Annotated in this window: 21 protein-coding genes, 1 tRNA gene and 1 riboswitch; of the genes, 15 read left to right on the top strand and 7 right to left on the bottom strand. The window is 65.5% G+C overall.

Annotated features, from left to right (window positions below; all coding sequences use genetic code 11):
• Positions 1 to 22 precede the first annotated feature (22 nt).
• Positions 23 to 123: riboswitch (ZMP/ZTP riboswitch) on the bottom strand.
• Between the two features lie 180 nt (positions 124 to 303).
• The 11 genes from WS54_RS16800 (at position 304) to WS54_RS16750 (ending at position 8,420) form a co-directional block, all read left to right on the top strand.
• Positions 304 to 1,050 (top strand): SDR family NAD(P)-dependent oxidoreductase, encoded by a 747-nt coding sequence (locus WS54_RS16800; RefSeq protein WP_059779334.1) that lies wholly within the window; start codon positions 304 to 306, stop codon positions 1,048 to 1,050.
• A 107-nt stretch (positions 1,051 to 1,157) separates the two neighbouring features.
• Positions 1,158 to 1,646, top strand: coding sequence for a tol-pal system-associated acyl-CoA thioesterase (gene ybgC, locus WS54_RS16795; RefSeq protein WP_059779331.1), 489 nt, complete (start codon positions 1,158 to 1,160; stop codon positions 1,644 to 1,646).
• A gap of 144 nt (positions 1,647 to 1,790) precedes the next feature.
• Positions 1,791 to 2,468 (top strand): protein TolQ, encoded by a 678-nt coding sequence (gene tolQ / locus WS54_RS16790; RefSeq protein ID WP_027783647.1) that lies wholly within the window; start codon positions 1,791 to 1,793, stop codon positions 2,466 to 2,468.
• A 10-nt stretch (positions 2,469 to 2,478) separates the two neighbouring features.
• A complete protein-coding gene (tolR, locus tag WS54_RS16785; RefSeq protein WP_006484943.1) occupies positions 2,479 to 2,928 on the top strand; it encodes a protein TolR in 450 nt (149 codons plus the stop codon).
• Complete coding sequence (gene tolA, locus WS54_RS16780; RefSeq protein WP_059779329.1) at positions 2,925 to 3,977, top strand: cell envelope integrity protein TolA; 1,053 nt, start codon at positions 2,925 to 2,927, stop codon at positions 3,975 to 3,977. Before tolR ends, tolA begins: the two co-directional genes overlap by 4 nt.
• Before the next feature lie 109 nt (positions 3,978 to 4,086).
• The gene (gene tolB / locus WS54_RS16775; protein ID WP_034206517.1) at positions 4,087 to 5,382 is read left to right on the top strand and encodes a Tol-Pal system beta propeller repeat protein TolB; all 1,296 of its coding nucleotides are present in this window, start codon (positions 4,087 to 4,089) and stop codon (positions 5,380 to 5,382) included.
• A gap of 17 nt (positions 5,383 to 5,399) precedes the next feature.
• Entirely contained in the window at positions 5,400 to 5,912 is a 513-nt protein-coding gene (gene pal, locus WS54_RS16770; protein WP_006484980.1) for a peptidoglycan-associated lipoprotein Pal, read from the top strand.
• Between the two features lie 19 nt (positions 5,913 to 5,931).
• Complete coding sequence (ybgF, locus tag WS54_RS16765) at positions 5,932 to 6,681, top strand: tol-pal system protein YbgF (RefSeq protein WP_011544679.1); 750 nt, start codon at positions 5,932 to 5,934, stop codon at positions 6,679 to 6,681.
• 108 nt (positions 6,682 to 6,789) lie between these two features.
• Positions 6,790 to 6,866: transfer RNA gene (locus tag WS54_RS16760), tRNA-Lys, on the top strand.
• 699 nt (positions 6,867 to 7,565) lie between these two features.
• A complete protein-coding gene (locus tag WS54_RS33680; RefSeq protein WP_159086681.1) occupies positions 7,566 to 7,901 on the top strand; it encodes a hypothetical protein in 336 nt (111 codons plus the stop codon).
• Between the two features lie 57 nt (positions 7,902 to 7,958).
• Positions 7,959 to 8,420 carry a hypothetical protein gene (locus WS54_RS16750; RefSeq protein WP_059779327.1) on the top strand — a complete coding sequence of 154 codons (462 nt, stop codon included), beginning with the start codon at positions 7,959 to 7,961 and terminating at the stop codon, positions 8,418 to 8,420.
• 712 nt (positions 8,421 to 9,132) lie between these two features.
• Here WS54_RS16750 and WS54_RS33675 read toward each other — a convergent pair.
• Positions 9,133 to 9,321, bottom strand: a complete 189-nt coding sequence (locus WS54_RS33675) for a hypothetical protein (protein WP_159086680.1) — start codon at positions 9,319 to 9,321, stop codon at positions 9,133 to 9,135.
• 609 nt (positions 9,322 to 9,930) lie between these two features.
• Between WS54_RS33675 and WS54_RS16740 the strand changes: the two genes are divergently transcribed.
• Positions 9,931 to 10,971, top strand: a complete 1,041-nt coding sequence (locus tag WS54_RS16740; protein WP_082724991.1) for a relaxase/mobilization nuclease domain-containing protein — start codon at positions 9,931 to 9,933, stop codon at positions 10,969 to 10,971.
• Between the two features lie 82 nt (positions 10,972 to 11,053).
• On the opposite strand, the gene yiaA is transcribed toward WS54_RS16740, so the two are convergent.
• On the bottom strand, positions 11,054 to 11,497 hold the full coding sequence (gene yiaA, locus WS54_RS16735; RefSeq protein WP_059779324.1) for an inner membrane protein YiaA: 444 nt from the start codon (positions 11,495 to 11,497) through the stop codon (positions 11,054 to 11,056).
• 103 nt (positions 11,498 to 11,600) lie between these two features.
• Positions 11,601 to 12,548 carry a cupin domain-containing protein gene (locus tag WS54_RS16730; protein WP_059779321.1) on the bottom strand — a complete coding sequence of 316 codons (948 nt, stop codon included), beginning with the start codon at positions 12,546 to 12,548 and terminating at the stop codon, positions 11,601 to 11,603.
• A gap of 129 nt (positions 12,549 to 12,677) precedes the next feature.
• On the opposite strand from WS54_RS16730, the gene WS54_RS16725 reads away from it, so the two are divergent.
• The 3 genes from WS54_RS16725 to cysC all read left to right on the top strand — a co-directional run bounded on the left by WS54_RS16725 (position 12,678) and on the right by cysC (position 15,335).
• On the top strand, positions 12,678 to 13,007 hold the full coding sequence (locus WS54_RS16725) for a carboxymuconolactone decarboxylase family protein (protein WP_006484989.1): 330 nt from the start codon (positions 12,678 to 12,680) through the stop codon (positions 13,005 to 13,007).
• A 191-nt stretch (positions 13,008 to 13,198) separates the two neighbouring features.
• Positions 13,199 to 14,032 (top strand): class II glutamine amidotransferase, encoded by an 834-nt coding sequence (locus WS54_RS16720; RefSeq protein ID WP_011544669.1) that lies wholly within the window; start codon positions 13,199 to 13,201, stop codon positions 14,030 to 14,032.
• Positions 14,033 to 14,771: 739 nt separating this feature from the next.
• Complete coding sequence (gene cysC / locus WS54_RS16715) at positions 14,772 to 15,335, top strand: adenylyl-sulfate kinase (RefSeq protein WP_059779319.1); 564 nt, start codon at positions 14,772 to 14,774, stop codon at positions 15,333 to 15,335.
• A 57-nt stretch (positions 15,336 to 15,392) separates the two neighbouring features.
• On the opposite strand, the gene WS54_RS16710 is transcribed toward cysC, so the two are convergent.
• The 4 genes from WS54_RS16710 to WS54_RS16695 form a co-directional block, all read right to left on the bottom strand.
• The gene (locus WS54_RS16710; RefSeq protein ID WP_059779317.1) at positions 15,393 to 16,127 is read right to left on the bottom strand and encodes a GNAT family N-acetyltransferase; all 735 of its coding nucleotides are present in this window, start codon (positions 16,125 to 16,127) and stop codon (positions 15,393 to 15,395) included.
• The gene (locus tag WS54_RS16705) at positions 16,124 to 17,452 is read right to left on the bottom strand and encodes an aminotransferase class I/II-fold pyridoxal phosphate-dependent enzyme (protein ID WP_059779315.1); all 1,329 of its coding nucleotides are present in this window, start codon (positions 17,450 to 17,452) and stop codon (positions 16,124 to 16,126) included. The genes WS54_RS16710 and WS54_RS16705 overlap by 4 nt, the downstream gene beginning before the upstream one ends.
• A 64-nt stretch (positions 17,453 to 17,516) precedes the next feature.
• Positions 17,517 to 18,434, bottom strand: a complete 918-nt coding sequence (locus WS54_RS16700; protein ID WP_059779313.1) for a UDP-3-O-acyl N-acetylglycosamine deacetylase — start codon at positions 18,432 to 18,434, stop codon at positions 17,517 to 17,519.
• A complete protein-coding gene (locus WS54_RS16695) occupies positions 18,431 to 26,068 on the bottom strand; it encodes a type I polyketide synthase (RefSeq protein WP_059779311.1) in 7,638 nt (2,545 codons plus the stop codon). Before WS54_RS16695 ends, WS54_RS16700 begins: the two co-directional genes overlap by 4 nt.
• Position 26,069 lies beyond the last annotated feature (1 nt).

Genomic DNA, 26,069 nt, shown 5'->3' with positions numbered 1-26,069 from the left:
GGCGATGCACGCGACGGCGCACAACGGCTGCCCAGGCGAACGGCAAAAACAGCGCCCCGCGCTTCACGGTGGGATGCTCCACCTTGAACCCGAAGGGTTCTATCGCCAGTCACGCAGGGATGATGAGCGCATTAGTGTATTGGATGCGTCATGAATAGGCAACCGCACGGCGGGGCGCCCGAATCAATTGGGGCCAGGTTTTACGCGCCCGTGCCGAAACGCTTCGTCGCCTTGCCGCGGTGCGGCATTCTCAGTAGGCTTGCGGGATTCCACCCGCTATCACGTCACCGACCAGGAGCAGCAATGATCGTGTTCGTCACAGGCGCGTCCGCCGGCTTCGGCGCCGCCATCTCCCGTGCCTTCGTCAAGGGAGGCCATCGCGTGGTCGCGACCGCGCGCCGCAAGGATCGTCTCGATGCGCTCGCCGCCGAGCTCGGCGATGCCCTTCTGCCGCTCGAGCTCGACGTGCGCGACCGCGCGGCCGTCGAAGCCGTGCCGGCCGCCCTTCCCGCCGAATTCGCGGCGCTCGACGTGCTCGTCAACAACGCCGGCCTCGCGCTTGGCGTCGAGCCGGCCCATAAGGCCAGCCTCGACGAATGGCAGACCATGATCGACACGAACTGCTCGGGCCTCGTGACCGTCACGCATGCGCTGCTGCCCGGCATGATCGAGCGCGGCCGTGGCCATATCTTCAATCTCGGTTCGGTTGCCGGCACCTATCCGTATCCGGGCGGGAACGTATACGGCGCAACCAAGGCTTTCGTCCGACAATTCAGCCTGAACCTGCGCGCCGACCTGATCGGCACGCCGTTGCGCGTGACCGACATCGAGCCGGGCCTGTGCGGCGGCACGGAATTCTCGAACGTCCGCTACCGCGGCGACGACGCGAAGGCGGCAAACGTGTACCAGAACGTCCAGCCGCTCACGTCCGAGGACATCGCCGACACGATCTACTGGATCGCGACGCGCCCGGCGCACGTGAACATCAATACGATCGAGATGATGCCGGTCGCCCAGGCACCGGCCGGCCTCGCGATCCATCGCGGCTGACGCATCGCGCACGGCCGCGGCCGCCTCCTGGCCGGCCCGCGGTGTGCCGCGTCGCACTACATTCCGTTACGAAACCGTTACGAATCCGGTTCCTGCGTTCCGGTAGAATGCGCGCCATGACTCAGCCCACCCGCTCCCCGGAAGCGCCGTCCGGCTTTACCTGGCCGGTGCGCGTGTACTACGAGGATACCGATGCAGGCGGCATCGTCTTCTATGCCAACTACCTGAAGTTCTTCGAGCGCGCCCGCACCGAGTGGCTTCGCGCATGCGGCGTCGACCAGCGCCGGCTCGCCGACGATACCGGCGCGATCTTCATCGTGCGCAGCACGTCGCTCGACTACCGCGCGCCGGCGCGACTCGACGACACGCTGACGATCACGAGCCGGCCCGGACGCATCGGCCGCGCGTCGGTGGAATTCACGCAGGAAGCCTGGTGTGGCGACACGCTGCTCGTGGCCGGGCACATCCGCCTCGGCTGCGTCGACCGTCACGGCATCCGGCCCGCGGCCATCCCGCCGGCCGTGCTCGACGCGCTGCAGCGCGGGCCCGTCATCGACGACGCCGGGCAGCCTGACCTGTCAACGAAGCTCGCATGAGTGCCGTTTAGACACAGCCTATGAACTTGCCGTTCTGATTCGATACTAAGCAAGGTTCGGCGTCAGGCATGGCCGGCGCGCCGCGCCGCACGCACACCGGACGCCCTTGCCGGGCACTCCCGAAGGGACGTTACTCAAACCTCTATGAATACTGCTCAAGACCTGTCGATCATTTCCCTCGTCCTCAATGCGAGCGTGCTGGCCCAGGCCGTGATGGGACTGCTGCTGCTGCTGTCGCTGATGTCGTGGACCTTCATCTTCCGCAAGTGGTTCGCGATCCGCCGCGCGCGCGCGCAAACCGAACGCTTCGAGAAGGATTTCTGGTCGGGCGGCGACCTGCAGGCGCTGTACCAGAGCGCAGCCAACAACCGCCACACGATCGGCGCACTCGAGCGGATCTTCGAATCGGGGATGCGCGAATTCCTCAAGGCGAAGGAAAAACGCCTCAGCGATCCGGGCCTCGTGCTCGACGGTGCGCGCCGCGCGATGCGTGCGTCGTTCCAGCGTGAAATGGACGTGCTCGAAGCCAACCTCGCGTTCCTCGCGTCGGTCGGCTCGGTCAGCCCGTACATCGGTCTGTTCGGCACGGTCTGGGGGATCATGAACTCGTTCCGCGGCCTTGCGAACGTGCAGCAGGCCACGCTCGCGAACGTCGCGCCCGGTATCGCCGAGGCGCTCGTCGCCACCGCGATCGGCCTGTTCGCCGCGATTCCGGCGGTGGTCGCGTACAACCGCTACGCGCACGACATCGACCGCCTCGCGATCCGCTTCGAGACCTTCATCGAAGAGTTCTCGAACATCCTGCAGCGTCAGGCCCAGTAAGGAGCGCGCCATGGCAGGAAGCCCCATCCGATCCAGCATGCGCGGCGGCCGCTCGCGCCGCGCGATGGCCGACATCAACGTCGTGCCGTACATCGACGTGATGCTGGTGCTGCTCGTGATCTTCATGGTCACCGCACCGCTCGTCGCGCCGTCGATCATCAACCTGCCGACCGTCGGCAACGCCGCGCCGCAGGAGCAGACGCCGCCCGTCGTCGTCAACATCAAGGCCGACCGCACGATGAGCGTCAAGTACAAGGGCGACTCGGGCGCGACCCAGGAAGACACGATGACGAAGGCCGAGCTCGACAGCTTCATCTCGGCCCGGCAGGCCGATCACCCTGACCAGCCGGTCGTGATCGCAGCCGACAAGACCGTGCAGTACGATGCCGTCATGACCGTGATGTCCGATCTGAAGGCGCGCGGCGTCAAGCGCGTCGGCCTCCTCGTCAAATCGCAATGAACCGGCAGCAATCCACGCGCAGATCCGCGTACCCGCTCCAGCCTCCCCGCGAGCGTGGGACGTGGCGCGCGTTCGCGCTCGCCGCGCTGATGCACGTGCTTCTCGCGCTGTTCCTCTATCACGGCGTGCAGTGGCAGAACAGCACGCCGGCCGGCGCCGAAGCCGAGCTGTGGACCGAAGTGCCCGACGTCCCCGCGCCGCGGCCCGTCGTCACGCCCACGCCGCCCGCGAAGGTCGCGCCCCCTGCTCCGGTGCGCGACGAACAGGCCGACATCGCGCTGCAGCAGAAGAAGCGTCAGCAGGAAGCGGCCGCGCGCGAAGCGCAGCTCGAGCAGCAACGCCGCGCGCAGCAACTGAAGGCCCAGCAGGAAGAGGAAGCGCGCCGCGCACAGCTCGCCGCGCAACAGGCCGCCGCGCTCGCCGCCCAGAAAGCCGCGGAACGCGACAAACAGAAGCAGGCCGAGAAACTCAAGCAACAGCAGCTCGCCGAGCAGCAGAAGCTCGAACAGCAGAAACTCCAGCAGCAAAAGCAGGCTCAGCTCGAAGCGCAGCAGGCGGCGAAGGCGAAGGCCGACGCAGCCGCGAAGGCAAAGGCGGAAGCGCAGGCCAAGGCGAAGGCCGAAGCCGCGGCGCGCGCGAAGGCCAATGCGGCGGCGAACGCGAAGCTCGACCGCGAGCGCAGTGCGCGCCTCGCGCAGCTGCAGGGACTGTCCGGCGCCGGCGAAGGCGGCGGTGAAGGCCTCGCGAAAAGCGGCACGGGCACGGGCTCCGGCGGCAATGCCGCGACGCCCGGCTATGCCGACAAGGTGCGCCGCCGCGTCAAGCCGAACATCGTTTGGGGCGGCGAGCGGGCAGGCCTGACCACCGTCGTCAAGATTCGGTGCACGCCGTCCGGTGACGTATTGAGCGCATCGGTCTCCCGCTCGAGCGGGAATTCGGGGTGGGATCAAGCCGTGGTCAATGCGATCCACGCATCGGTCCCGTTGCCGCCCGATTCTAACGGTCGTACCCCGTCTGACATTACGATCACCTTCAAGGCGGCGGAGTGAAACGAAATGCGCTTACACTCCGGGCGTCGCTGTCAGATGGGAACGAATCGGGTATTTTTACTGTCTCTGCCGTTGCGCAGCGATCCAAGCCATACGGGAAGCAAGAAGCATGAGTTTGATGACAAAGCTAGGTTTCAGGGCACTCGTGGCCTCGTGTCTGATTACGGCCGGCAGCGCCGCTAACGCCCAGGTCAACGTGCTGATCACCGGTGTCGGGTCGACCCAGTTCCCCATCGCCACCGCGAATTTCACGAACGAGGCGAACCTGCCGCAGCAGGTCACGTCGATCGTTCGCGCCGACCTCGCCCGCAGCGGCAAATTCACCAACATCGACGCCGGCAGCACGCCCGTGCCCGAGACCGCATCGGTCGATCTCGGCGCATGGAAGGCCAAGGGCGCGAATGCGTTCGTGGCCGGCAGCGTGAACCGCGACGCAAACGGCCAGTACAAGGTCAACTTCATCCTGTACGACACCGTGAAGCAGCAAAGCCTCGGCGGCCTGTCGCTGACGGCCACCGACACCACGCTGCGCACGGCCGGCCACAAGATCGCCGACTACATCTACCAGAAGCTGCTCGGCGTGCGCGGCGTCTTCGCCACGCGCCTGTCGTACGTGATCAAGACCGGCAACCGATACCAGCTGCAGATTTCGGATTCGGACGGCCAGAACGCGCGCATCGCGCTGTCGAGCACCGAACCGATCATCTCGCCGGCCTGGTCGCCGAGCGGCACGAAGGTCGCGTACGTGTCGTTCGAGCGCAAGAAGCCGATCGTCTACATCCATGACCTGCCGACCGGCAAACGCTACATGGTCTCCGACCAGAAGGGCAACAACAGCGCACCGGCATGGTCGCCGGACAGCAACACGCTCGCCGTCGCGCTGTCGCTGACGGGCAATACGCAAATCTATACGGTCAACGCGAACGGCGGCGGCCTGCGCCGTCTCACGCAGAGCAGCTCGATCGATACCGAGCCGTTCTACTCGCCGGACGGCCGCTGGATCTACTTCACGAGCGACCGCGGCGGTGCGCCGCAAATCTACCGGATGCCCGCACAGGGCGAAAGCGCCGGCGCCGCGCAGCGCGTGACCTTCACCGGCAGCTACAACACGAGCCCGCGCGTGAGTCCGGACGGCAAGCTGCTCGCTTACATCTCCCGCACGGGTGGGGGCTTCAAGCTGTACGTTCAGGATCTGCAGACCGGCGCGGCGAACGCCATCACGAACACCAATCGCGACGAATCGCCGAGCTTCGCGGCAAACGGCCAGTACCTTCTGTACGCGACCCAGTCGGGCGGTCGCAACGTTCTGGCTGCAGTGCCCTCCGACGGCAGCGCGCCGCCGCAGATCCTGTCCGTCCAGGGCGGCTCCGTTCGCGAGCCGTCGTGGGGGCCCTTCATGCAATGACCACAAGGAGAGTAACCATGATGTCGAATAAAGCTCGTCTGGCCCTGGCCGTGATGATGATCAGCGCGCTCGCAGCGTGCAAGTCGGGCGTGAAGCTCGACGACAAGGCAAACAACGCGGGCGCGGTCAGCACGCAGCCGAGCGCGGACAACGTCGCGCAAGTGAACGTCGATCCGCTGAACGACCCGAACAGCCCGCTCGCGAAGCGCAGCATCTACTTCGACTTCGACAGCTATTCGGTGAAGGACGAGTACCAGCCGCTGATGCAGCAGCACGCTCAGTATCTGAAGAGCCACCCGCAACGCCACGTGCTGATCCAGGGCAACACCGACGAACGCGGCACGAGCGAGTACAACCTCGCGCTGGGCCAGAAGCGTGCGGAAGCCGTCCGCCGTGCGATGGCCCTGCTCGGCGTGAACGATTCGCAAATGGAAGCCGTGAGCCTCGGCAAGGAAAAGCCGCAGGCAACGGGTCACGACGAAGCATCGTGGGCGCAGAACCGTCGCGCCGACCTCGTCTACCAACAGTAAGTAACGGAAGAATCGCCGTATGACGCACCGTTTAACCTGGCTGCGCGTTGCCGCAGCATTCTGCGTCGCGGGCGCGGCGTGGTCGGCCGCGCCGGCGCACGCCGGCATGTTCGACGACAACGAAGCGCGCCGTGCCGTACTCGATCTGCGCAGCAAGAGCGACAACCTGTCGAGCCAGTTGTCGGCCGCCCAGCGTACGATCCTCGATCAATCCGGCCGTATCGACCAGCTGAATCAGCAGGTCGCGACGCTGCGCGGCGAAAACGAGGATCTGACGAACCGGCTGACGACGCTCGAGCGGCAGCAGAAGGAGTACTACCAGGATCTCGACACGCGGCTCAAGAAGTTCGAGCCGCAGCAGGCGACGATCGATGGTGTCGAAGGCACCGTGCAGCCGGGTGAAACGGATGCGCTCAGCGCGGCGCAGCAGCAGTTCCGCAACGGCAACTTCAAGGCGGCGGCGGCGTCGTTCCGTGCGTTCATCGCGAAGTATCCGCAGAGCCCCTATCAGCCGACCGCGCAGTACTGGTACGGCAACGCGCAATACGCGCTGCGCGACTACCGCGGTTCGACCGCGACGTGGCAAGGGATCGTCAGCAAGTTCCCGCAGCACCCGCGCGCGGCCGACGCCCTCGTGGCGATCGGCACGAACCAGCTCGAGCAAGGCCAGAAGGCGGCCGCGAAGAAGACGTTCGAGCAGGTCGTGTCGCAGTACGCCGGGTCGAACGCGGCGCAGACGGCCCAAGGCAAGCTCGAAACGATCAAATAATTATCGTGACGGGTCGTTGACAGTCCTGTAACCCGTCGCTATAATCTTTTGCTCTTTAGGTCGTTGCCCAGGTTGTTGAAGCAACGAACCGACCGGTTTCAAGAACGTGGGGTGGTAACTCAGTTGGTTAGAGTATCTGACTTTTAATCAGAGAGTCGAGGGTTCGAGTCCCTCCCACCCTACCAACTATCTTCGATAGTGCAAAAAGCCTCCTTCGCGGAGGCTTTTTTGCATCTGTTGTGTCAATGTTGAACCGTCGCCCCTCAACTGCCGACCGACAGGCCGACGAAGTCGCGTCCGTAAGCGTCGCGAGTACCAAGAGACAGCCCGGTGCAGCATCCGCAGCGTGCAATCGGCTGTCACTTCCTTGCCTCCAAGGGCCGCGCTACACAAACACAAAGCGACTCATCGCAGCGCCCCTACTGAGGCGAGGATTCGGCAAATGCCTCAACGAGCGCTAATAGTGCCTCTCGTTTGCGCACATTAAGCGATCGAAACCCTGCAACTACTCGTTGCTCCTCATCATTCTCGAGGGACGTTCCTACCTGCCCTGTGAGCAGATAGTGAATGTCCACTCCTGCTGCGGCAATCGCAATCAAATAGTCCGAGTTAGGACGCCTCAAGCCCTTCTCGTACTGATATTGCGCGCGTTGTTTAACGGCCCCGAGAGCTGCGAACTCTGTTTGGTTGAGGCCCAATCGTGAACGCTCATGCCTCAGTCTCTCCCCAAATACGTCCATTCGAGGTAATTTCCTTCTTGACACAGGATCAATTGATCCTATAATTGGCGATACACAAGTCCGAATGAGTCATCATGGCAGCGCCCGAGGTCACCCCGTACGCCGGGCGGACAACAAGGGCGCCCCCCTTCACGGAGAACCACCATGTCGACGACTTACGAAATTTGCGGTGCATTGCCCGTTCTCGATCATTTTCGCCCTAGCCACGCGCAGCAATTCGTTGACAGAATCGGATTCGCCGCACGCGTCTACTTCGCCACGGATGCAGTCACGCATACGCTCATGCTCCGTATCAGCGGAGCACTCACGGATGCAGAGATGAAATCGATCGAAACCGCGCTAACCGGATTTTCCCAGAAATGGGCGCGAGGTGGAGCCTTCTTCCGTCGAACCCGCTATGGTGAATCGACATTCGTCCCTATCGGCATAGCGTTGCATGTCGGCTCATCGTGTCCCACCTCGGACCGCGTATGGAATTGATGTTGTTGCCCCACTTCAGCGGAAAAGAGAAAGCAATCGATCTGCTCAGGAGCCACCATGGAAGAGCCTGCAATCTATACGTTGTCTGGAGCGATTTCAGTCCAAGAGGACATCGAGAACGAACAACTTGATCGGGTTTCGCGCCATCTGTGCGGCATCGCGACCGTGCACATCCACCATGATCCGATCGCAAACACGGTATCTTTGCGCATAACCGGCACGCTCATGCGTGATGATAAGCGCTATATCGAACAGCGCATCGAGCGATTCGCCGAGGAAAACGCCCGTGTCGCTGCGATTCTTCTGAGTGAGTGGAATGGCGTTACGAGCGAACTCGTCGTGGGAATGAACTGGGACGCCCAATGCCTCATTCACTTGGGAGCAGTACAAGAGCAACTGGCAAAGCTGTCGACTCGGTACTTCGACTTCATTCTCCGTCTTGAGCCGCCAAGCTCTCCGGCACACGGCGAACCGCTTATGTGCGTCTCAATTGAATCATCGGACACGCAACAGTCCTGACTCAGTCCGCGGCGACCCGTCGAATGTGTGCGCGCAGCAGAAGCTCATGAATGACAACTTCAAACTCAGCACGCGCCCCCTTCCATCGGGAGCAGCTACGCCCGGTCCTTTTGAAACCAGAGTGAGTCCAAGGGTCGCCGAACCGGCTCGGTGACCAAATGTGCACGACTGCCCGCCGTGATACTCAATTGCTTTCATGAAAGCGATTTGCTCGACTTCATCGAACAAGCAGCCGATGTCGATCACGCTGAGCCAACTACGGAAGCATTAGTGCAGCGGCAATCCAACGGAACGTTATCAAGCCACACCCCAGCACTGAGGTGTGCAGGCCGAACTATCCGCGGATAACCCAAGCGAAACGCATTGGCGCGGATCGGATGACATCGTCGATGCACCATCGATCCATATCATGACGCCTTGTCGATACAGAGCTGCTTGCGCGTCGCTGCAATTGTCCCTAGTGAGAAACGTCACTGTATCGCGCGACAAGCCCGCCCATACAGGTGGTCATCCAGAAAACCGTCCTTGCCTGAAAGTCGCTGATGGGGCAATTGCATTTCTCCGATGCGGCGCACCTCACGCGAGTCGCGGAACAATGTTGCACGCCTCCTACGGGCGGACTGCATCCGGCAGCATCGGTGCAGATGGAACTTCTGCGGCTTGCCAGTCGGACAGCGCGACAGCAATGCTCGCATGAGGAACCCTCCTGACTTTAGTAGTTGTCGCCTTCGCGATACTTGCTTAGATTAAAAGTCAACATCTCGGACCCGAACCGCTCGCCGCAGATAGCACCATTGATCTGCGGCAGCTCTGGGCTGTCTTTTCCGATTTTGAATCGCAGCGCATCTTTATTGCAGCCAATCGAACGATCGAGCCGTTCGAGAAGCAATTGCCAAGACATCACCTTCGTTGCCGTCTCGCAGCGAAGCGTATGAACTTACGGATGTCGGAGGACCATCGATGACTACGAGCGTACGACACAAGGCTGGTACACCTGGTCGGTCTCGACTAAGCGTGGAATTGGGAACGCTAAAATCCCGATGGGCAACATGGTGTGCGCAACGTGGTGTGACGCCGAGTGAGGAATTGCGGCGAATCATTACCGAAACAGTTGGTGTTGCAGAAACTCAACCCCGGGCGCCGCAGACGCTACCTGCTCGCAATGGGCCGTGCGCACGCGTCTCGATCGGACTTACCAACGCCGAACTGGAACGCGTTAGGGGGATAGCTTACGTTCGCGGTTTCACGCCGAACCGTTGGATCGTCGCCTTGGTTCGGGCGAAGCTTACCGGCGAACCGCAACTTAGCAGCAGAGAGATGATGCTTGTTGCGGAGTCAAATAAGCAGCTCGCAATAATCCGAACGCTGCTCGGCGAATGTGCAAGAGAAGCAGCCACGAACGATTGCAATAAGTCGTTTAACTGGGAGCAAGTCCGCACCACAATAGAGGCACATTTGCGTACCACAGCGACGCTTTTGCGAAGCAATCTAGATCGCTGGAGTCGTTAAAATGCCGTTCCCAAAGACCTATGTTGATGCACTCTTGGTGAACTGGGGAGATCGGCTATTCCCCAGTGCACTTCGCCACGCCCGGGGCCTGCATCTGCCCCACTGGGCCTTACAGCAGGACGCGCTACATTTGCGCGAAAGGATCGCCCGAACGCTTCGAAGGGCGCCCGAAGTAATGGTGAAGATATCGAACAAAGCATCGGGCACGCAGGGAATGAAGGCGGTTCGGCGCCATCTGCGATACATTTCGCGACATGGTAGCGTTGATCTGGAGGATCAAGACGGACGCATGATCTCCGGAGAAATGGCATTGCAGGATCTTTTCGAGCAGTGGCACTGGGGCAGTTGGGGCATTCCAAATGAAAGCAAACGCAGGGAAACCCTCAATGTGGTGCTCTCGATGCCGCCTGGTACCGATAGCGAGGTCGTATGGGATGCAGCAAGGATGTTCGCCCAGGAAACATTTGGTGATGGACGACCATATGTATTCGCACTGCACAATGACGAAGCGCATCCCCATGTACATTTATGCGTCCATGCGCGTGGCCCCGACGGCCGTCGGCTCAATCCCCGAAAGCAGGATTTGCATCGTTGGCGAGAAGCATTCGCGCAGCAATTGCAGGCACGCGGCGTCGACGCGAACGCTACTTCTAGAACAGTACGCGGGCAAATACAGTACTTTCCTAAACAAGCGGCGCTCCGGGTGGCGTTACGAGGCGGTCACCCTTTCAATGGCACGCATGCCATCGACATCGAGACCCGATGTGCAATGTGGGGCGCCCACATGGAGACGCTAGGCAACTGGTATAAAGTCGCGCGCACCTTGGCTCATTCCGATTCCCCCGAAGACCGCGAAATGGCGATGAACATCGCAGACTTTGCTCGGCGAATGCCAGTCCGGACCCTAAACCCAGAGGCGCCACAGTCGCCTCGGGCTGTCACGCAGGGGTTTCGCGATTCGTATTACATGCAACGTACGCCATATGCGGACGAGCCACGCCCTGAAAATAGTTGCGAGCCATCGATAGAGATAGGTCGCTAATTAGCGAGGCCAAAGTATCTTCTTCGTCGTGCACGATGGCATAACGAAACGAAAGGACGGCAGGCGCCCGCTGCACGCGATATCACTCGTGGACCGACGGCGCGGAATCGGCGTCGGTATAGCGCGGCTTCGCGTTCTGCAAATCGCGCGTGTTCTTCTGCACGGCCACCGAGCCGAACAGCGCGAGCACGAACGACATCGCGTAAAAGCCCTTCTCGCTCAATTGAAGCGTCGCGTTGAACAGGCCAACGATCAGCAGCGCGATCGACAGCAACAGCGCAATCCAGCTGAGGCCGTAGTAGATGCCGGTGACGGGAATGCCTTCCGCGCGATCGCGCACGCTCTTCTGCAGCGAGATCGCCGCATAGAGGCCGAACACCAGCACGGTGAAGTAGTAGCCCTTCTCGTTGAGCTGCATGCCGGCGTTCCAGAGCCCGATCAGGAATGCCGCGAAACCGGCGAGCAGCGCGGCCCACGAGGCAGCCACGAACGCGAACGACGGTTGCTGGATGGTGGTCTGGTTCATTGCTTTGCCCTCTCTTTCTTGTTGTTCGAAATCGTTTTCGTTGAACTGCGTTTTGCGCATGGTAGCAGCTTTGGCGCGCGTCACGACGCGCGCGCTCGCAAGTTCACGTTTCGCGCCGCGCGCGGCGCCAGCGCCCCGGCGTCGTGCCGAGCACCGCGCGAAACGCCTTGCCGAATGCGGCCTCGGACTGGTAACCGACCGCCTGCCCGATTTCCGCCTGCCCGCGCTGCGTGTCCTGCAGCAGCGCGCACGCATGCATCATCCTGATCTGCGCGACGAATGCGCCGACGCTCATCCCGGCCTTCTCGCGGAAATGCCTCGCATAGGTCGCGCGCGACATCGCCACCGCGGCGCCGAGCGATTCGACCGTCCACGGTTGCGCCGGCGCCTGCAGCACGGCCCGGACCGACGGGCCGAGGCGCGCATCGGCCGCCAGCGCGAGCCAGCCGGACGGCACACGCGCGCCGCGGCCGTATGCACGCAGTGCATACGCGAGCAGCGTCTGCCCGAGCGCGTTCACGATCGCGCCGGCGCCCGGCTGCATGTTCGACGCCTCGGTACGCAGCACGCTCGTCAGCAGTTGCAGCGGCGCGGCACCCGATGCGTCGCGCAACCCGACGTGCAACACCCGCGGCAGCGTGCGCATCAGCAGTTCGCCCGCGCCGCGCGCATAGACAAACCGTCCGCAGAGCAGATCGACGCTCGCGCTGCCCGGGTCGGCCGGATCGAGATTCGATTTGACCGGCAGCACCGCGCCGTCGCCGGCACTCGAATCGCGCAGCGGCACGAGCAGCTTCGACCGGCTGCCCGCCGCATCGAGCAGGTCGTGCGCGTCGCCGGCGGGCAGCAGCACGAAATCGCCGTCAGCGAGTTGCAGCGTGCGCCCGTCGGCGGCACGCAGTTGGCAGGTTCCGGCCAGTACCAGATGGAACGCGGCCTCGCCGGGCGGCAGCGGGTCGTGCGGCATCGAGAACGGGCCGTCGAGCAGGCAGCGCACGTCGAGCTCGACATGGCTGCGACCGAGCGACAGCAGTTGACTCAATGCATCCATGAGACGATTGCGCTAAAAATCGACACTCTAGCGTATCGAAACTATCAGCGCGAGCGATCAGAATAGCCTTGCATCGCCCGAGATCGCGGCACCCGCCGCCCTCCTCACTCTTCTCGACAAGGACACATCATGCTGAACTGGAACGAATACCGGAAGGAACTCTCGACGCGTATCGGCGACATCGCCAAGCTGTCTCCCGATACGCTGGCCGGCTACAAGGCGCTGTCCGGCGCAGGTGCCAAGACCGGCCATCTCGACGCGAAGACGCGCGAACTGATCGCACTCGCGGTGGCCGTTACCACGCGCTGCGACGGCTGTATCGCCGTGCATACGGCCGAAGCGGCCAAGCATGGCGCGACCAAGGAGGAAGTGGCGGAAGCGCTCGGCGTCGCGATTGCGTTGAATGCGGGCGCGGCGCTCGTCTATTCGGCGCGTGTGATGGACGCGCTCGGCGATTGAGCCGGCTGCTGCGGCACGACCGTCGGGCCGCACCGCATTGTCGTGTTGCGCCCGGCCGCATGGCCGGGCGGTTGCGCATCGCGCGGACGGCCGGCCATGCATGAAGCGCGCGCGGGTGACGCGCTTGGACGCGTAAGCGTTGCGGAGTCGGCTACCATGCGCGAACGATACACATCGTGAAGGAGCGCTTCATGTGCCGCTGGCTCGCCTATACGGGTAATCCGATCCATCTGGAAACCGTGCTGTTCCGCGCGAAGCATTCGCTGATCGACCAGAGCCTGCATTCGGAGCTGGGCGCGACGACCACCAACGGCGACGGCTTCGGCATCGGCTGGTACGGGCATCCCGACGAACTCCCGTTCCGCTATCGCTCCGTGCATCCCGCGTGGAACGACCGCAACCTGCGCGAAGCCGCGCGTGCGATCCGCTCGCGGATGTTCATCGCGCATATTCGCGCGGCAACCGACACGCCCGTCCAGGAAACCAACTGCCATCCGTTCCGCCACGGCCGCTGGCTGTTCGCGCACAACGGGCTGATCCGCGACTTCCACAAGCTGCGCCGCGACCTGACGATGAAGGTCGATCCCGCGCTGTTCCCGACACTCGAAGGCTCGACCGACTCCGAGCTGATGTTCCGCCTCGCGCTGACGTACGGTCTCGAGCAGGCGCCACTGCCGGCGCTCGAACGCATGGTCGGCGTGGTGGAGGAAACCGCCGCGCGGCATCGCGTCGCCGATCCGCTCAACATGACGATCTGCGCGACCGATGGCGAACGAATCGTCGCAGTGCGTTACTCGAGCGAACGGCAATCGCGGTCGCTGTTCCACAGCACGTCGTTCAAGCACCTGCACGAGTTGTATCCGCATAATCCCCGTATCGCCGAAGCCGGCGACGATGCGTTCATGGTCGTGTCGGAGCCGCTCGTCGACCTGCGCGGCGCGTGGGAGGAAGTGCCGGAGGGGATGGCAATCGTCGCGCACGGCGCCGATGTGCAGCAGCGGCCGTTCGGGCCGCGGCACAAGTGACATGCCGCAGTCCTGACGAAAGCGAGCGCATTCGAATGTCGAATACTTCGGCGCGATACGGCAATTGCGGCGATTCGTTTTGACGGACCGGCGATCGGTACCGCCGAATCAATCGAAAGCGATACGAAACATCTCCCGACGAATACGATCGGGCAACCGGCCTGGGATAATTCCCCAATTCGATAATGAGCGACGGAATCGCATGACGAAAGCAGACCCGCGCACTACTGAAATTTTCGCCGAATAAAAAATTAATACTCTTGCGATTTGATCCTGACCAGAAATACAGGGCGATAATCGACGTACGCGCGACAACATATGTCCGAGGAATTCTGCGACATGTCGACGAACAATCGTCACCGCTCTTCCAACGAATGCCGACGCAAATCGTCCGGGCCCATTGCCCTCATGGCACGGGCCTGATCGGGACACACCGTAAATCCAGCGGGCGATAAAACGGGGGGCGACATTGTACGCACCTTCCACCCCGTCGGCGACACGCGCTCATTTCGAATTATTACGGCGAATCGGCAATCATTACCTGACGGACAGGGCTCGCACATCGTCGGGCCGCGCGAGGGCGAACGCTTATTCCTGATTAAAATATTCAAGTTACGAATTTTGAAAAGGCACGTTACAATTCGCCAACGGATGAATCCGCATCACAATAAAGTAGCGACGCAGTTACCGGCACATCGACTCCGAGATGACTCAAGATCTCCAAAACCCACTCCCTGTCATGCTGACGGGCAATCAATCCATGCTTTCCAGCATGAAGCAGGACCATGCCTTCGTGGTATGGCTCACCGGTGTCTCCGGTGCCGGCAAATCGACGCTCTCGAATCTACTGAAGGAACAACTCGACACGCGCGGCCTGCGGACTTTTCTGCTGGACGGCGACCAGCTTCGCGAAGGATTGAATCAGGACCTGGGTTTCAGCGACGCAGACCGCCACGAGAACATCCGTCGAACGGCCGAGGTCGCGCGCCTGATGGTGGATGCGGGGCTCGTCGTCATCGTTGCGCTGATCTCGCCGTTTCGGGAAGCACGGGCCAAAGCGCGCGCGCGTTTTCCGCAGGGCAGGTTTTTCGAAGTCTTCGTCGACGTCGCGCTGGATGTGGCGGAAGCGCGCGATCCCAAGGGGCTGTATGCGTTGGCAAGGCAAGGGACCATTCGGCAGTTCACCGGCATCGAATCGACCTATGAAAAACCGGTATTACCCGACGTGCATGTGCGCACGGGCGAAGCAAGTCCGCTGGAATGCGTGCACGCGATCATGCAGAAATTGCCGTTGAACGGCTGATACTGGCGCGGCCATCGGCTCGCCAGCGCCCCCGCTCCCGTCTTCTTTTTCGGCGCGCTATTGCGGCGACCGACGGTTGAACTGTCCGCCTTGCGCCACATCGGCCCACTGTCTTGGTTGGCCGCGACGATCAAACCGCATCCGAATCGAATCGAGCTCGCCCGGCAACCTGCGCGAACGCGCGCGCAACCGCGGCAGCGCAACGAACCCGAGGCGTTCGTACAGCGCGCGGGCGCGCACGTTGCACGTCAGCACGTCGAGTACGACGTCACGACTGCCATCGGTCGGCAACGCGCCGATATCCAGCGCATCGCGAAACAGTGCGCTGAAGATGCCCGTACCGCGCTGGCGCTCGTCCGTCGCGCAATGCGCGACGAGGATCTGCGAACGCTTCGGCGCCGGAAGTTCCGTTTCGAGGATCAGCCCGCGCAGCAACTGGCCGATCGTGCGACGCACGCCGAAGAAACGTGCGAGCGCCCAGACGACGTGCACGTCGTCGAACGCCGTCCGCTGCCCGTCGTGAATCGCCATCACCGCGAGCACCGTGCCATCTTCGGCGACTGCGACGCGATGCCGGCGCCACGAGAAGCGTCCGTGGCGCGACCGGAAGGCCTGTTGCAGGAAAGCGATGCAGCGCGCGTCGCTTTCGCCGAGAAAGAAGCCGAATTCGGCGACACCGGACGCAAACACGAGCGGCGCGCATGCTGCCGCGTCATCCGCATCGGCCGCGCGAAACCGCGCCGGTTCGCCGGCGCGCGGGATCGCTTGCGAGACCGTGGCGGCCCGCGTCACGCACCGCGCCCTGCAAGACGCGACAACACGGCAACCGCCCGACTGATCTGCTCGGGCTCATGCGTCGAACAGATGAAAAAGCGCAGCCGCGCGGCCTTTTCCTCGACGGCCGGATAGAAGATCGGCTGCACGTTGATGCCTTCGTCGAACATCGCGTTCGCCCACTGGGCGGCCTTCAGCGAGCTGCCCGTGATTACCGGCACGACCGCATACCCGGCGCTCGTGCCCGTATTCAACCCCGCGGCACGCGCCTCCGTCAGGAACTGCCGCCCACGCGCCTGCAGTTGCGCGACGCGCTCCGGCTCGGCCTGCAGGCGTTCGAGCGCGGCCAGCGACGCTGCGGCGAGCGTCGGCGCGAGCCCGACGCTGTACAGAAAACCCGGCGCCAGATGGCGCAGCATGTCGACGAGCGGCTGGCAGCCCGCAATGAAACCGCCGCAACCGGCCAGCGTCTTGCTCATCGTGCCCATCCACATGTCGACCTGGTCGGGCGCGACGCCGGCGTGCTCGCGGATGCCCTTGCCGGTCGCGCCGAGCACGCCGAGCGAATGCGCCTCGTCGACCAGTAGGAATGCCCCGTGGCGCGTCTTCACGTCGACGAAGCGCTGCAGGTCGGGGAAATCGCCGTCCATGCTGTACAGCCCCTCGATCGCGATCAGCACGTGCCGGTATTCGCGGCGCACGCGCGACAGCAGCTCGTCGAGCGCCTGCCAGTCGTTGTGCGCGAAACTCAGCCGCTTCGCGCCGCTCAACTGCGCACCCTGCACGATGCTGTTGTGCGCGAGCGCGTCGTGGACCACCAGGTCGCCCGGGCCGAACAGCGCGCCGATCACGGTCACGTTGGTCGCATGGCCGCTCACGAACGCGACGCAGTCGTCGGTCTCGTAGAACGCAGCCAGCGCCCGCTCGAGCTCGCGCTGCACCGGCCGCTCGCCCGCGACCATCCGGCTCGCCGAGGCCGACGTGCCGTAGCGGTCGATCGCGGCTTTCGCGCGCGCGGACACCGCCGGATCGCCGGCCAGGCCCAGATAGTTGTAATTCGCGAAGTTCAGGTATTCGCGGCCGCCGATCTGCGTGGTCGCTCCGGCGACGCCGTCGTGCACGCGGAAAAACGGCGAGTCGACCCGCAGCTTCTCGCCCATCTCGCGCATGATCCGGACCTGCTGATACTGCGGCATCGATTCGAAGCGGCTGCGCGCCGACGTGGCCTGCGCCGCCAGCGTACCCGGCACGCCGGGCGCCGCCGCGGCGTCGGTCGCGCGCTCCAGTTGCCGTTTCAGCGCTTTCGCCGCCAGTTGCTGGCGAAGATGCTCTCCCAGTGCCATTGCTTCCTTCGCTGTATCTCGAAAAGACACTATGTTACGCCGCGTATTTTTAAAAGGCGTGGTGTCATGCGTCGGAAAAGTCGGCCCACTGCCACGCATCGGGCGTAGCCAGCAACGCATCGACCAGCCGGAAATTCATCTCGTGGCTCGGCCGCAGCGCGCTCACGCGCGCGAGCAGCGGCGCACCGGCCAACGCGAGATCGCCGATCAGGTCGAGCACGCGATGCCGGACGAACTCCTCCGGCAGCCGCATCCCGCCCAGCACGCGATTGCCGACGATCGACGCGGTGCACGAGGGCCGCGCGCCGCGCAGGATCGGCACGCCGCGCAGATAGCCGGCGACGATCGCCGGCACGGCCCACTTCACGCGCCCGTACGAGCGCGACGGCGCGATGTCGGTCGCGAATGCGGCCGGCGTCAGCGCGCCGTCCCAATGCATGTCGCCGAAGCCGCGCAGGTCGTTGCGCACGCTCAGTTCGTAGCGCGGCGCCGGCTCGAGCCGCATTTCGCGCCGCTGGTCGCCATCGCCGTCCGCGACGACGACCGGCCGCAACACGCGGATGAAGCGCTTCGGCGCATCGAGCGCGACGCGGCCGCACGCGCGGATCGCGTCCACCCATGGCGTTGCGCTGCCATCGAGAATCGGCACCTCTTCCGCGTCGAGCTCGACGATCGCATGATCGATCTCGCATGCGAGCAGCGATGCAAGCAGGTGCTCGATCGTGCGCACGCCGATGCCGTCGGCATTGCGCAGCATCGTGCAGAGCGGCTGCGCACGGCGCAGCGCGGGATCGACGGGCAGCGTCGCAACCGTGCGCCCCTGCTCGACCCGACGGAACACGATGCCCGTCACGCCGTCTTCGGGACGCGCGGGCAGAATCCGCACGGCGACCCGGCGGCCCGTGTGCAACCCGTGCCCGTCGATCGTCAGCGGGCGCGCGAGCGTGCCCTGCCGCGTCGCCCAGCCGGTCGGCGCGCTCACCGCGCCACCTCGAGCGACGGCGACGGCTGGCCGGCAACCGGTTCCGGCCGCGTATCGAGCATCGCGCGCGCTTCGCCGTCGATCGCATGCTTCGCGGCGAGCGCCGCGACGGCCTCTTGCGCGGCATCGGTCGCCGACGCGGCATCGGCGCCGGTATCGGCCGACGCGCCGATCGAATCGACGATGCGCGCGGCCAGCGTCGTCACCGACGCGCCTTCGGCGATCGCCATCACCGACAGCTTGACCTCGAACGCTTCCTCGACCGCGAGGCCGAGCTCCATCCCCATCAGCGAATCCATGCCCATATCGAGCACCGACTTGTCGAGCGCGATGCGATCGGGCGTCATGTGCAGAATCCGCGCGATCTGCGCCTGCAGCGTCCGCGCGACCAGCGCGATCGCTTCGTCGCGCGGCAGCGCGAGCACCTCTTCGCGCAGCTGCGTGCCGCCGTCGCGCGCATCGCCGCCCTTCGCCTGCGATTGCAGCAGCGCATATCGGCGCGCCTTCGCGGCCGGCATCCCGCGTGCGACCGCGTGCCAGTCGAGCCGCACCACCGCTTCGCCGGCCGCGCCCGCGATCAGCACGCACTCGAGCGCGGCCATCGCTTCGTCGGACGTGATCGACGCGCCGCCGATCCGCGATTGCAACGCTTCGCGCGTATCGGCATGGCGTGCGAGGAAGCCGACGTCCTCGAGCGGCCCCCAGGCCATGAACGTACCGGGCAACCCTGCTGCACGGCGATGTTCGACCAGCGCCTCGAGGAAGGTGTTGGCCGCGACGTAGTTCGATTGCCCCGGATTGCCGAGATAGGTCGTCGCCGACGAATAGACGACGAACAGATCGAGCGGCAGCCCGCGCGTCGCGCGATGCAGGTTCCATGCGCCGGCCACCTTCGGCGCGAGCACCGCGGCCATCCGCGCATCGTCGAGATTGCGCACGAGGCCGTCGTCAATCGACATCGCGGAATGCAGCACGCCCTTCAGCGGAAGGTTGCGCCGGACGATCGCCGCAATCATCGCGTCGACCGCCGCCGCATCGGTCACGTCGCACGACACGACGTCGACGGCGACGCCGAGCGTATCGCGCCAGCGCGCGACCTCGTCGCGCGCCGCCGCAGCGAGTTCGCCGGAGCGGCTCGCCAGCGTCAGCCGGCGTGCGCCGTGCTCGACCATCCAGCGCGCGCTCGCGAAGCCCAGGCCGCCCGTGCCGCCGACCACCAGGTATGCGCCGTGCGGATCGAGCGCGAGCGCCTCCGCCCGCGCGACGCCGCGCGTCGGCGCGGGCGTGCCGGACGGATAGGTCACGAGCACCTTGCCGATCTGGCGCGCCTGCTGCATGTAGCGGAACGCATCCTCGGCCCGCTCGGCCGGGAACGCGCGATACGGCAGCGGATGCAGCATGCCTGCCGCGAACAGCGCCATCACTTCGCCGAACAGCCGTGCGGTCAGCTCCGGCAACGCGCCCATCAACTGGTCGGCGTCGATGCCGAAATAGCTGATGTTGTTACGGAACGGCCGCAGGCCGATATGGCTGTTTTCGTAGAAATCACGCTTGCCGAGTTCGAGAAAACGACCGAACGGACGCAACGTATCGATGCTGCGCACCATCGCCTCGCCGGCGAGCGAATTCAGCACGATGTCGATGCCCTCGCCGCCCGTCATCGCGCGAATCTCGTCCGCGAAGGCCAGGCTGCGCGAATCGAGCACGTGATCGGCGCCGAGCAGGCGCACGAACTCGCGTTTCTCGTCGCTGCCGGCCGTCGCGAACACTTCCGCGCCGAAGTGGCGCGCCAGCTGGATCGCGGCGATCCCGACGCCACCCGCGCCGCCATGCACGAGCACGCGCTCGCCGCGGCGCAGCCGTGCGAGTTCGACCAGTGCGTAGTACGCGGTGAAGAACGTGGTCGGCACGGTCGCCGCTTCCTCGAACGACAGGCGTTCGGGTTTCGGCGCGATCGCCTGCGCGCGTGTCCGCACGCGCGTCGCGAACGATGCCGGCGCGAAGCCGAGCACCGCGTCGCCCGGCGCGAATTCCGTCACCGCGCGGCCCACCCGGACGACGCGGCCGGACAGTTCCATGCCGATCGTCGCGCCCGCGAAGCCGGTCTCGACCGCTTCGTCGGACAGAAGCCCCATCGCATACATCACGTCGCGGAAATTCAGGCCGGTGGCAACCGGCTCGATCTCCACCTCGTCGTCGCCCAGCGCACGTTCCGGCAACGCGAACCATTCGAGATTGCGCAGCGAGCCCGGTGCGTCGAACGCGAGCACCGACGCGCGCGCCATCGCGCCGTCGCTGCGCGCCGCGGCCTGCGCGGCCGTCAGCATGCGCGGCACCAGCCGCCCGTGTGCGCTCAGCACGACTTCTTCCTCGAGCGCCGCGCCGGTCAGCTCGCGAATCAGCGCATCGGGAATCCCGTCCGCCGCGCGATCGACGTCGATCAGCCGGCATGCAAGTTCGGGATGCTCGTTCGCCAGCACGCGACCGAGGCCCCACAGCGTCGCCTGTTCCGGGTGCGCATGCGCGGCCCCGGCGAACGGCGCGCCGCCGCGCGTGACGACGGTCAGTCGCGTGGCCGCGTTCGGCTGCGCGCCGAGCGCGCGCACGAGCGCTGCCAGCGCGATCACGCCGTGACGCAGCGCGGCCATCACGCCGTCTCCCGTCGTCGTATCGGCGAGCGGCGTCTCCGGCGCGCAGAACACGACATGCGCCGGCTGCCCGGCCGGCAACGACGCGATCGCGTCGGCCGCATGCGTGACGTCGACGATATCGGCCGGATAGCCCGCGTGCGCGAGCGCATCGGCCAGTCGCCCGCCGAAACCGCCGGCCGCATCCGGCGCGTGCATCACGAGCCATCGTTCGCTGCGGGCAAGCGTATCGAAATCGCTCGCGTCGCTGCCGCATCGCGCGGCCACGGCGCTCGCCGGGTTGCGCGCAATGACGAACGTCGGCGTGCCATCCAGATCGAGCCCCTGCTCGACATGCCGCACGACGTCCACATAGCCCGCGCGCGCCAGCGCCGCTTCAAGATCCACCGGCGCCAGCTGCGCGGGCGCATCGGCCTCCGTCGCCGCCGCCTGCGGGGCGAACACGATGTCGGAGAAGCGGCCGCGACGCGACTCCGCCAGCAGCAGCAAGCCGCCCGGCGCCAGCCACGACCGCATCGCATTCAGCGCATCGGCCGGATCGTGACGACCGCTCAGCGCACGGTTCGCGACGATCAGGTCATAAGGCCCGGCATCGTCGGCGGACAGCGACAAGCGTTCGCCCGGCTGCAACGCCACCGTGCGCACCGTCGCTTGCGCATCCGTATCGAATCCGGCCAGTTGCCCGGCCGTCGCGGCGATCGTGTGATCGCAGCGCGCGGCGGCGAGATGCATGCCGAGCGTCTGCAGCACGTCGCCGTCCGTCGCACCGAGTTCGAGCACGCGCAGCCGGCGCGTCGGCCGCCACGCGTCGACCGCCTGCTCGACGCCGGCCGCCAGCAGCGCATGCACGTGCTGCCAGGTCGGCGATGCGGCAAGCAACTGCTCGACCAGACTGTGCCCGGTCGGCGACAGCCAGCGAGCATCGTCCTTCGCACCGTTGAGCACGTCGGGCAGCGCCGCGCCGCAATGGGCGAGCAACGTCAGTTCGGCCACGTGCCCCGGCGATTCGGCCAGCAGCCCGCGCCACAGATCGTCGAGCGGCGGCAGCGCCGCGCACGCCGCATCGTCGCGTATCAGGCGTGCACCGTCACGCGCGGCAAGACCATCCTCGACGAGCATGTCGGCCAGGCGTGCAGCGAACGCCGCCCGCTCCGGCGCGGGCTGCCACGTGCCGGCGAACACGCCGAGCGCATCGAACGCGCGAAGCACGTACAGGCTTGCCAGCACGTCGAGCAGCGGCAGGATTTCGGTCAAATGCTGCGTCCGGCGACCGTCGAGCCCTGCGGCATCGACGCGCGCGGCGGCTTGCGCGAGCAGCGCGTCGGGCGCCGGTAACGCAGCCGCGTCGACGTCGTTCGGCAACGGCATCTCTTCGAGGCGGTAGACGAAACGCGAAGGCAGGTTCTGGCGACGACCGACGAGGTCCACGCGCCGGAACCGGCATGCGTCGAGCCGCGCCACGATCGCGCCTTGCGCGTCGAGGAATTCGAAATGCGCGACGATCGAATGCGGACTGCGCCGGTCGATCCGCGCGAGCACGCGGGCGACCGTGTCGCCGCGCAGATAATCGACCCGGCCGATCTGCACCGGCACGTAAGCCGGATGCTCGCCGTCGCGCGCATGCGCGGCAAGCAGCGCGAACAGCGGATGAAACCCGCTGTCCATCACCGCCGGATGCAGCAGATAGGCCGACAGCGCCCGCGCATCGCCGCACGCGGCCGGCGCGGCGACGTCGGCCAGCGCGGCGTCCTCGGCCGCGGCAACCCGCACGGTGCGAACCCAGCGGAACGCCGGCCCGTAGCCGAGGCCGATCGCCGCGGTATTCGCATAGAGCGTGTCGCCGTCGGCGGCCGGCAGCGCGAGCAGGCGCTCGAGCGTCTCGGCCGGCACGATGCTCGCGGCGCCGAGCGCGTTGCCGCTTTCGAGCATCCGCCCCGTCACGTTCAGCGCCCATGCGCCGTCGGACATCCGGTCGCGCGTCTCGATCGTGAACGTCGCGGTGCGCGGCTCGATCACGAGCCGGAACAGCTTCGCCTGCTGCGGCTGGAACACGACCGGCGTGCGGATCTCGACGTTTTCGAGCGCCGCATCCGGCGTAGCGAAGAAAGTGCGCGCCGCGGCGAGCGCCATTTCCACGTAGCCGGCGCCCGGGAACGCCACGCCGCCGTCGACGACGTGATCGGCCAGCATCGGCAGCTTCGCCGGATCGAGCTGGTTTTCCCAACCGAATGCGTGTTCGTGCAGGCGATAGCCGAGCAACGGATGCTCGCGGCGGCGATCGACGAGACCGTAGCCTTCGATGGTCGGCGTGAGCCAGAAGCGGTCGCGCTGCCACGGATAGGACGGCAATGCCGTACGCGACGCGCCGGGCGCGAAGCGGTCGGGATCGACGCTCGCGCCGTGCGCGATCGCCGCGAGAATCGCTTGCCGCAGCGTCGCCGCGCTGCCGTGATCGCGCTTGAGCGTCGGCAGCGCCACGCCCGTCACGCCGGCGGCCGTCAACGCCTGCTTCACGTACGTGCGCAGGATCGAATGCGGCGAGACTTCGATGAACAGCCGGACGCCCTGCTCGATCAGGTACGCGATGCCGTCGCCGAAGCGCACCGGCTCGCGGATGTTGCGCCACCAGTAGCGCGCATCCAGTTCGTTGCCGGCCAACGGGCCGCCGGTCACCGTCGACACGAATGCGCCGTTGCCCGGTTGCGGCCGCACGCCGGCCAGTTCGGCCAGCACCACCGGCTCGATGCGGTCCATGTGGCTGCTGTGGAACGCATAGTCGAGATCGAGCATCTGGAAGAACTTGCCGCTGCCGCGCAGCGCCGCTTCCAACGCCTGCAAGCCCTGCAATTCGCCTGCGAGCGTGACCGCATCGGGGCTGTTGATGCCGGCCACCTCGACCCGGCGCGCCAGCCCGTGGCGCGCGATCAGTTCGCGCGCCGCCGCCTCGCCGATGCCGACGGCTGCCATCCGGCCGCTGCCGCGCGTCATCGCCTGCGCGCGACTGCGGATCTTGATCACGCGCACCGCGTCGGCGAGCGACAGCGCACCCGTCACCCACGCCGCGGCAATTTCACCGACGCTGTGGCCGATCGCCGCGTCGTAACGCATGCCGCGTGCGTCGATCACGCGGATCATCCCGACCTGGATCGCGAACAGCAGCGGCTGCGCGTTCTCCGTCGCGGCGAGCCATTCGGCGCCCGCGCCGGCCAGCCATTCCGCGCTCGGGCCGCCGCGCATCACGTCGACGAGCGACGGGCTGCCGTCCTCGCACCACAGCGCGTCGACTTCGTCGAGCGCCGCACGGAAAACCGCGTTCTCCGCATAGAGTTCGTTGCCCATCCCGACCCACTGGCAACCGTTGCCCGAGAACACGAGCGCGGTGCGCAACGCGTCGGCCGGCGCCTGGCCGGTTGCGACGCAGGCTGGCAGCCCTTCCTGCGCCGGTTGCGCGAGCGCCGCAAGCGCCGCACGGCCTTCCGTCACGTCGGCGGGCGCGACGATCGCGCGATGTTCGAACCATTGACGCCGACGCGCGGCCGCGCCGGCGAGCGCCTGCCAGTCGGCGCCGTCGTCGAGCATGGCCAGATAGCGGCCAGCGAGCGCCGCGAGCGCATTCGCGCTGCGCGCCGTCAGCACGAGCGGCGACGGTTGCGCTTGAATCGGCTCGGGCGCTGCCGTCGACGCGTCGTTTGCGACCGGCGCCTCGGTCAGCACGACGTGGGCGTTCGTTCCGCCGAAACCGAACGAGTTGACGCCGATCGTCAGCGGCGCGCCGCCCGCGTCGAGCGGCATGTAGCGATCGACGACACGCAGACGCCCGCCGTCGAAATCGATCCCGGGATTGGGCGTGACGAAGTGCAGCGAGCGCGGCACCGCGCGATGCTTCAGGCACAGCACGGCCTTCAGCAGGCCGGCCATGCCGGATGCCGTTTCGAGATGGCCGATGTTGGTCTTCACCGAACCGATCAGCAGCGGACGGTCCGCCGGGCGCTCGCCCGACACGACGTCGATCAGCGCGCGCGCTTCGATCGGGTCGCCGACCGCCGTACCGGTGCCGTGCGCCTCGAGATACGCGAGCGACTGCGGATCGATGCCGGCGCGTGCATACACGCTGCGCAGCAGCGATGCCTGCGCGGCCGCCCCCGGCACACTGATCCCGCCGGGCGAGTGGCCGACCGAATTCACGCCGGAGCCGGCGATCACCGCATGGATCGTGTCGCCGTCCGCCAGCGCGCGATCGAGCGGCTTGAGCAGCACGACCGCACCGCCTTCCGAGCGCACGTAGCCGTCGCCGGTCGCGTCGAATGCGCGGCAACGGCCGCGCGGCGACAGCATCGATGCCTTGGAGAAGCTGACGAAGCCGAACGGATGCAGCAGCAGGTTGACGCCGCCCGCGAGCGCCACGTCGGCTTCGCCCGACTGCAGCGCCTTGACGGCCTGATGGAGCGCGACGAGCGACGACGAGCAGGCCGTGTCGACCGTCATGCTCGGGCCGTGCAGGTCGAACAGATAGGACACGCGGTTCGACGCGATGCTCAGCGTATTGCCGGTCGCCGAATACGGATCGATCACGTTCAGATCGTCCATGTTGCGGTTGCCGTAATCCATGCTGGCCGCGCCGACGAAGACGCCGCAGTTGCTGCCGCGCATGTCGGCCGGGCGCACGCCGGCGTCCTCGAACGCTTCCCATGCGAGTTCGAGCAGCAGGCGCTGCTGAGGGTCCATCTGGGCCGCTTCGCGCGGGGAAATGCCGAAGAACGCGGCGTCGAAGCCGGCGACGTTGTCGAGCACGCCGGCCGCGAACGTGTAGCTCTTGCCCGGTTCGCGTTTGGACGGGTGCTGGTAGAAATCGGTACCGAAGCGGTCGGCGGGGATTTCGGTTACTGCGTCGCGTTCGTCGCGCAGCAGTTGCCAGAAGTCGCCAAGATTGTTTGCGCCCCCGGGAAACCGACAAGCCATCCCAATTATTGCAATCTTACTGTTCATC

The sequence above is a fragment of the Burkholderia sp. NRF60-BP8 genome (assembly GCF_001522585.2).
Classification (GTDB): Bacteria; Pseudomonadota; Gammaproteobacteria; order Burkholderiales; family Burkholderiaceae; genus Burkholderia.
The sequence above is the reverse complement of the archived record's forward strand: the minus strand, read 5'-3'. Positions and strand labels throughout refer to the sequence as shown.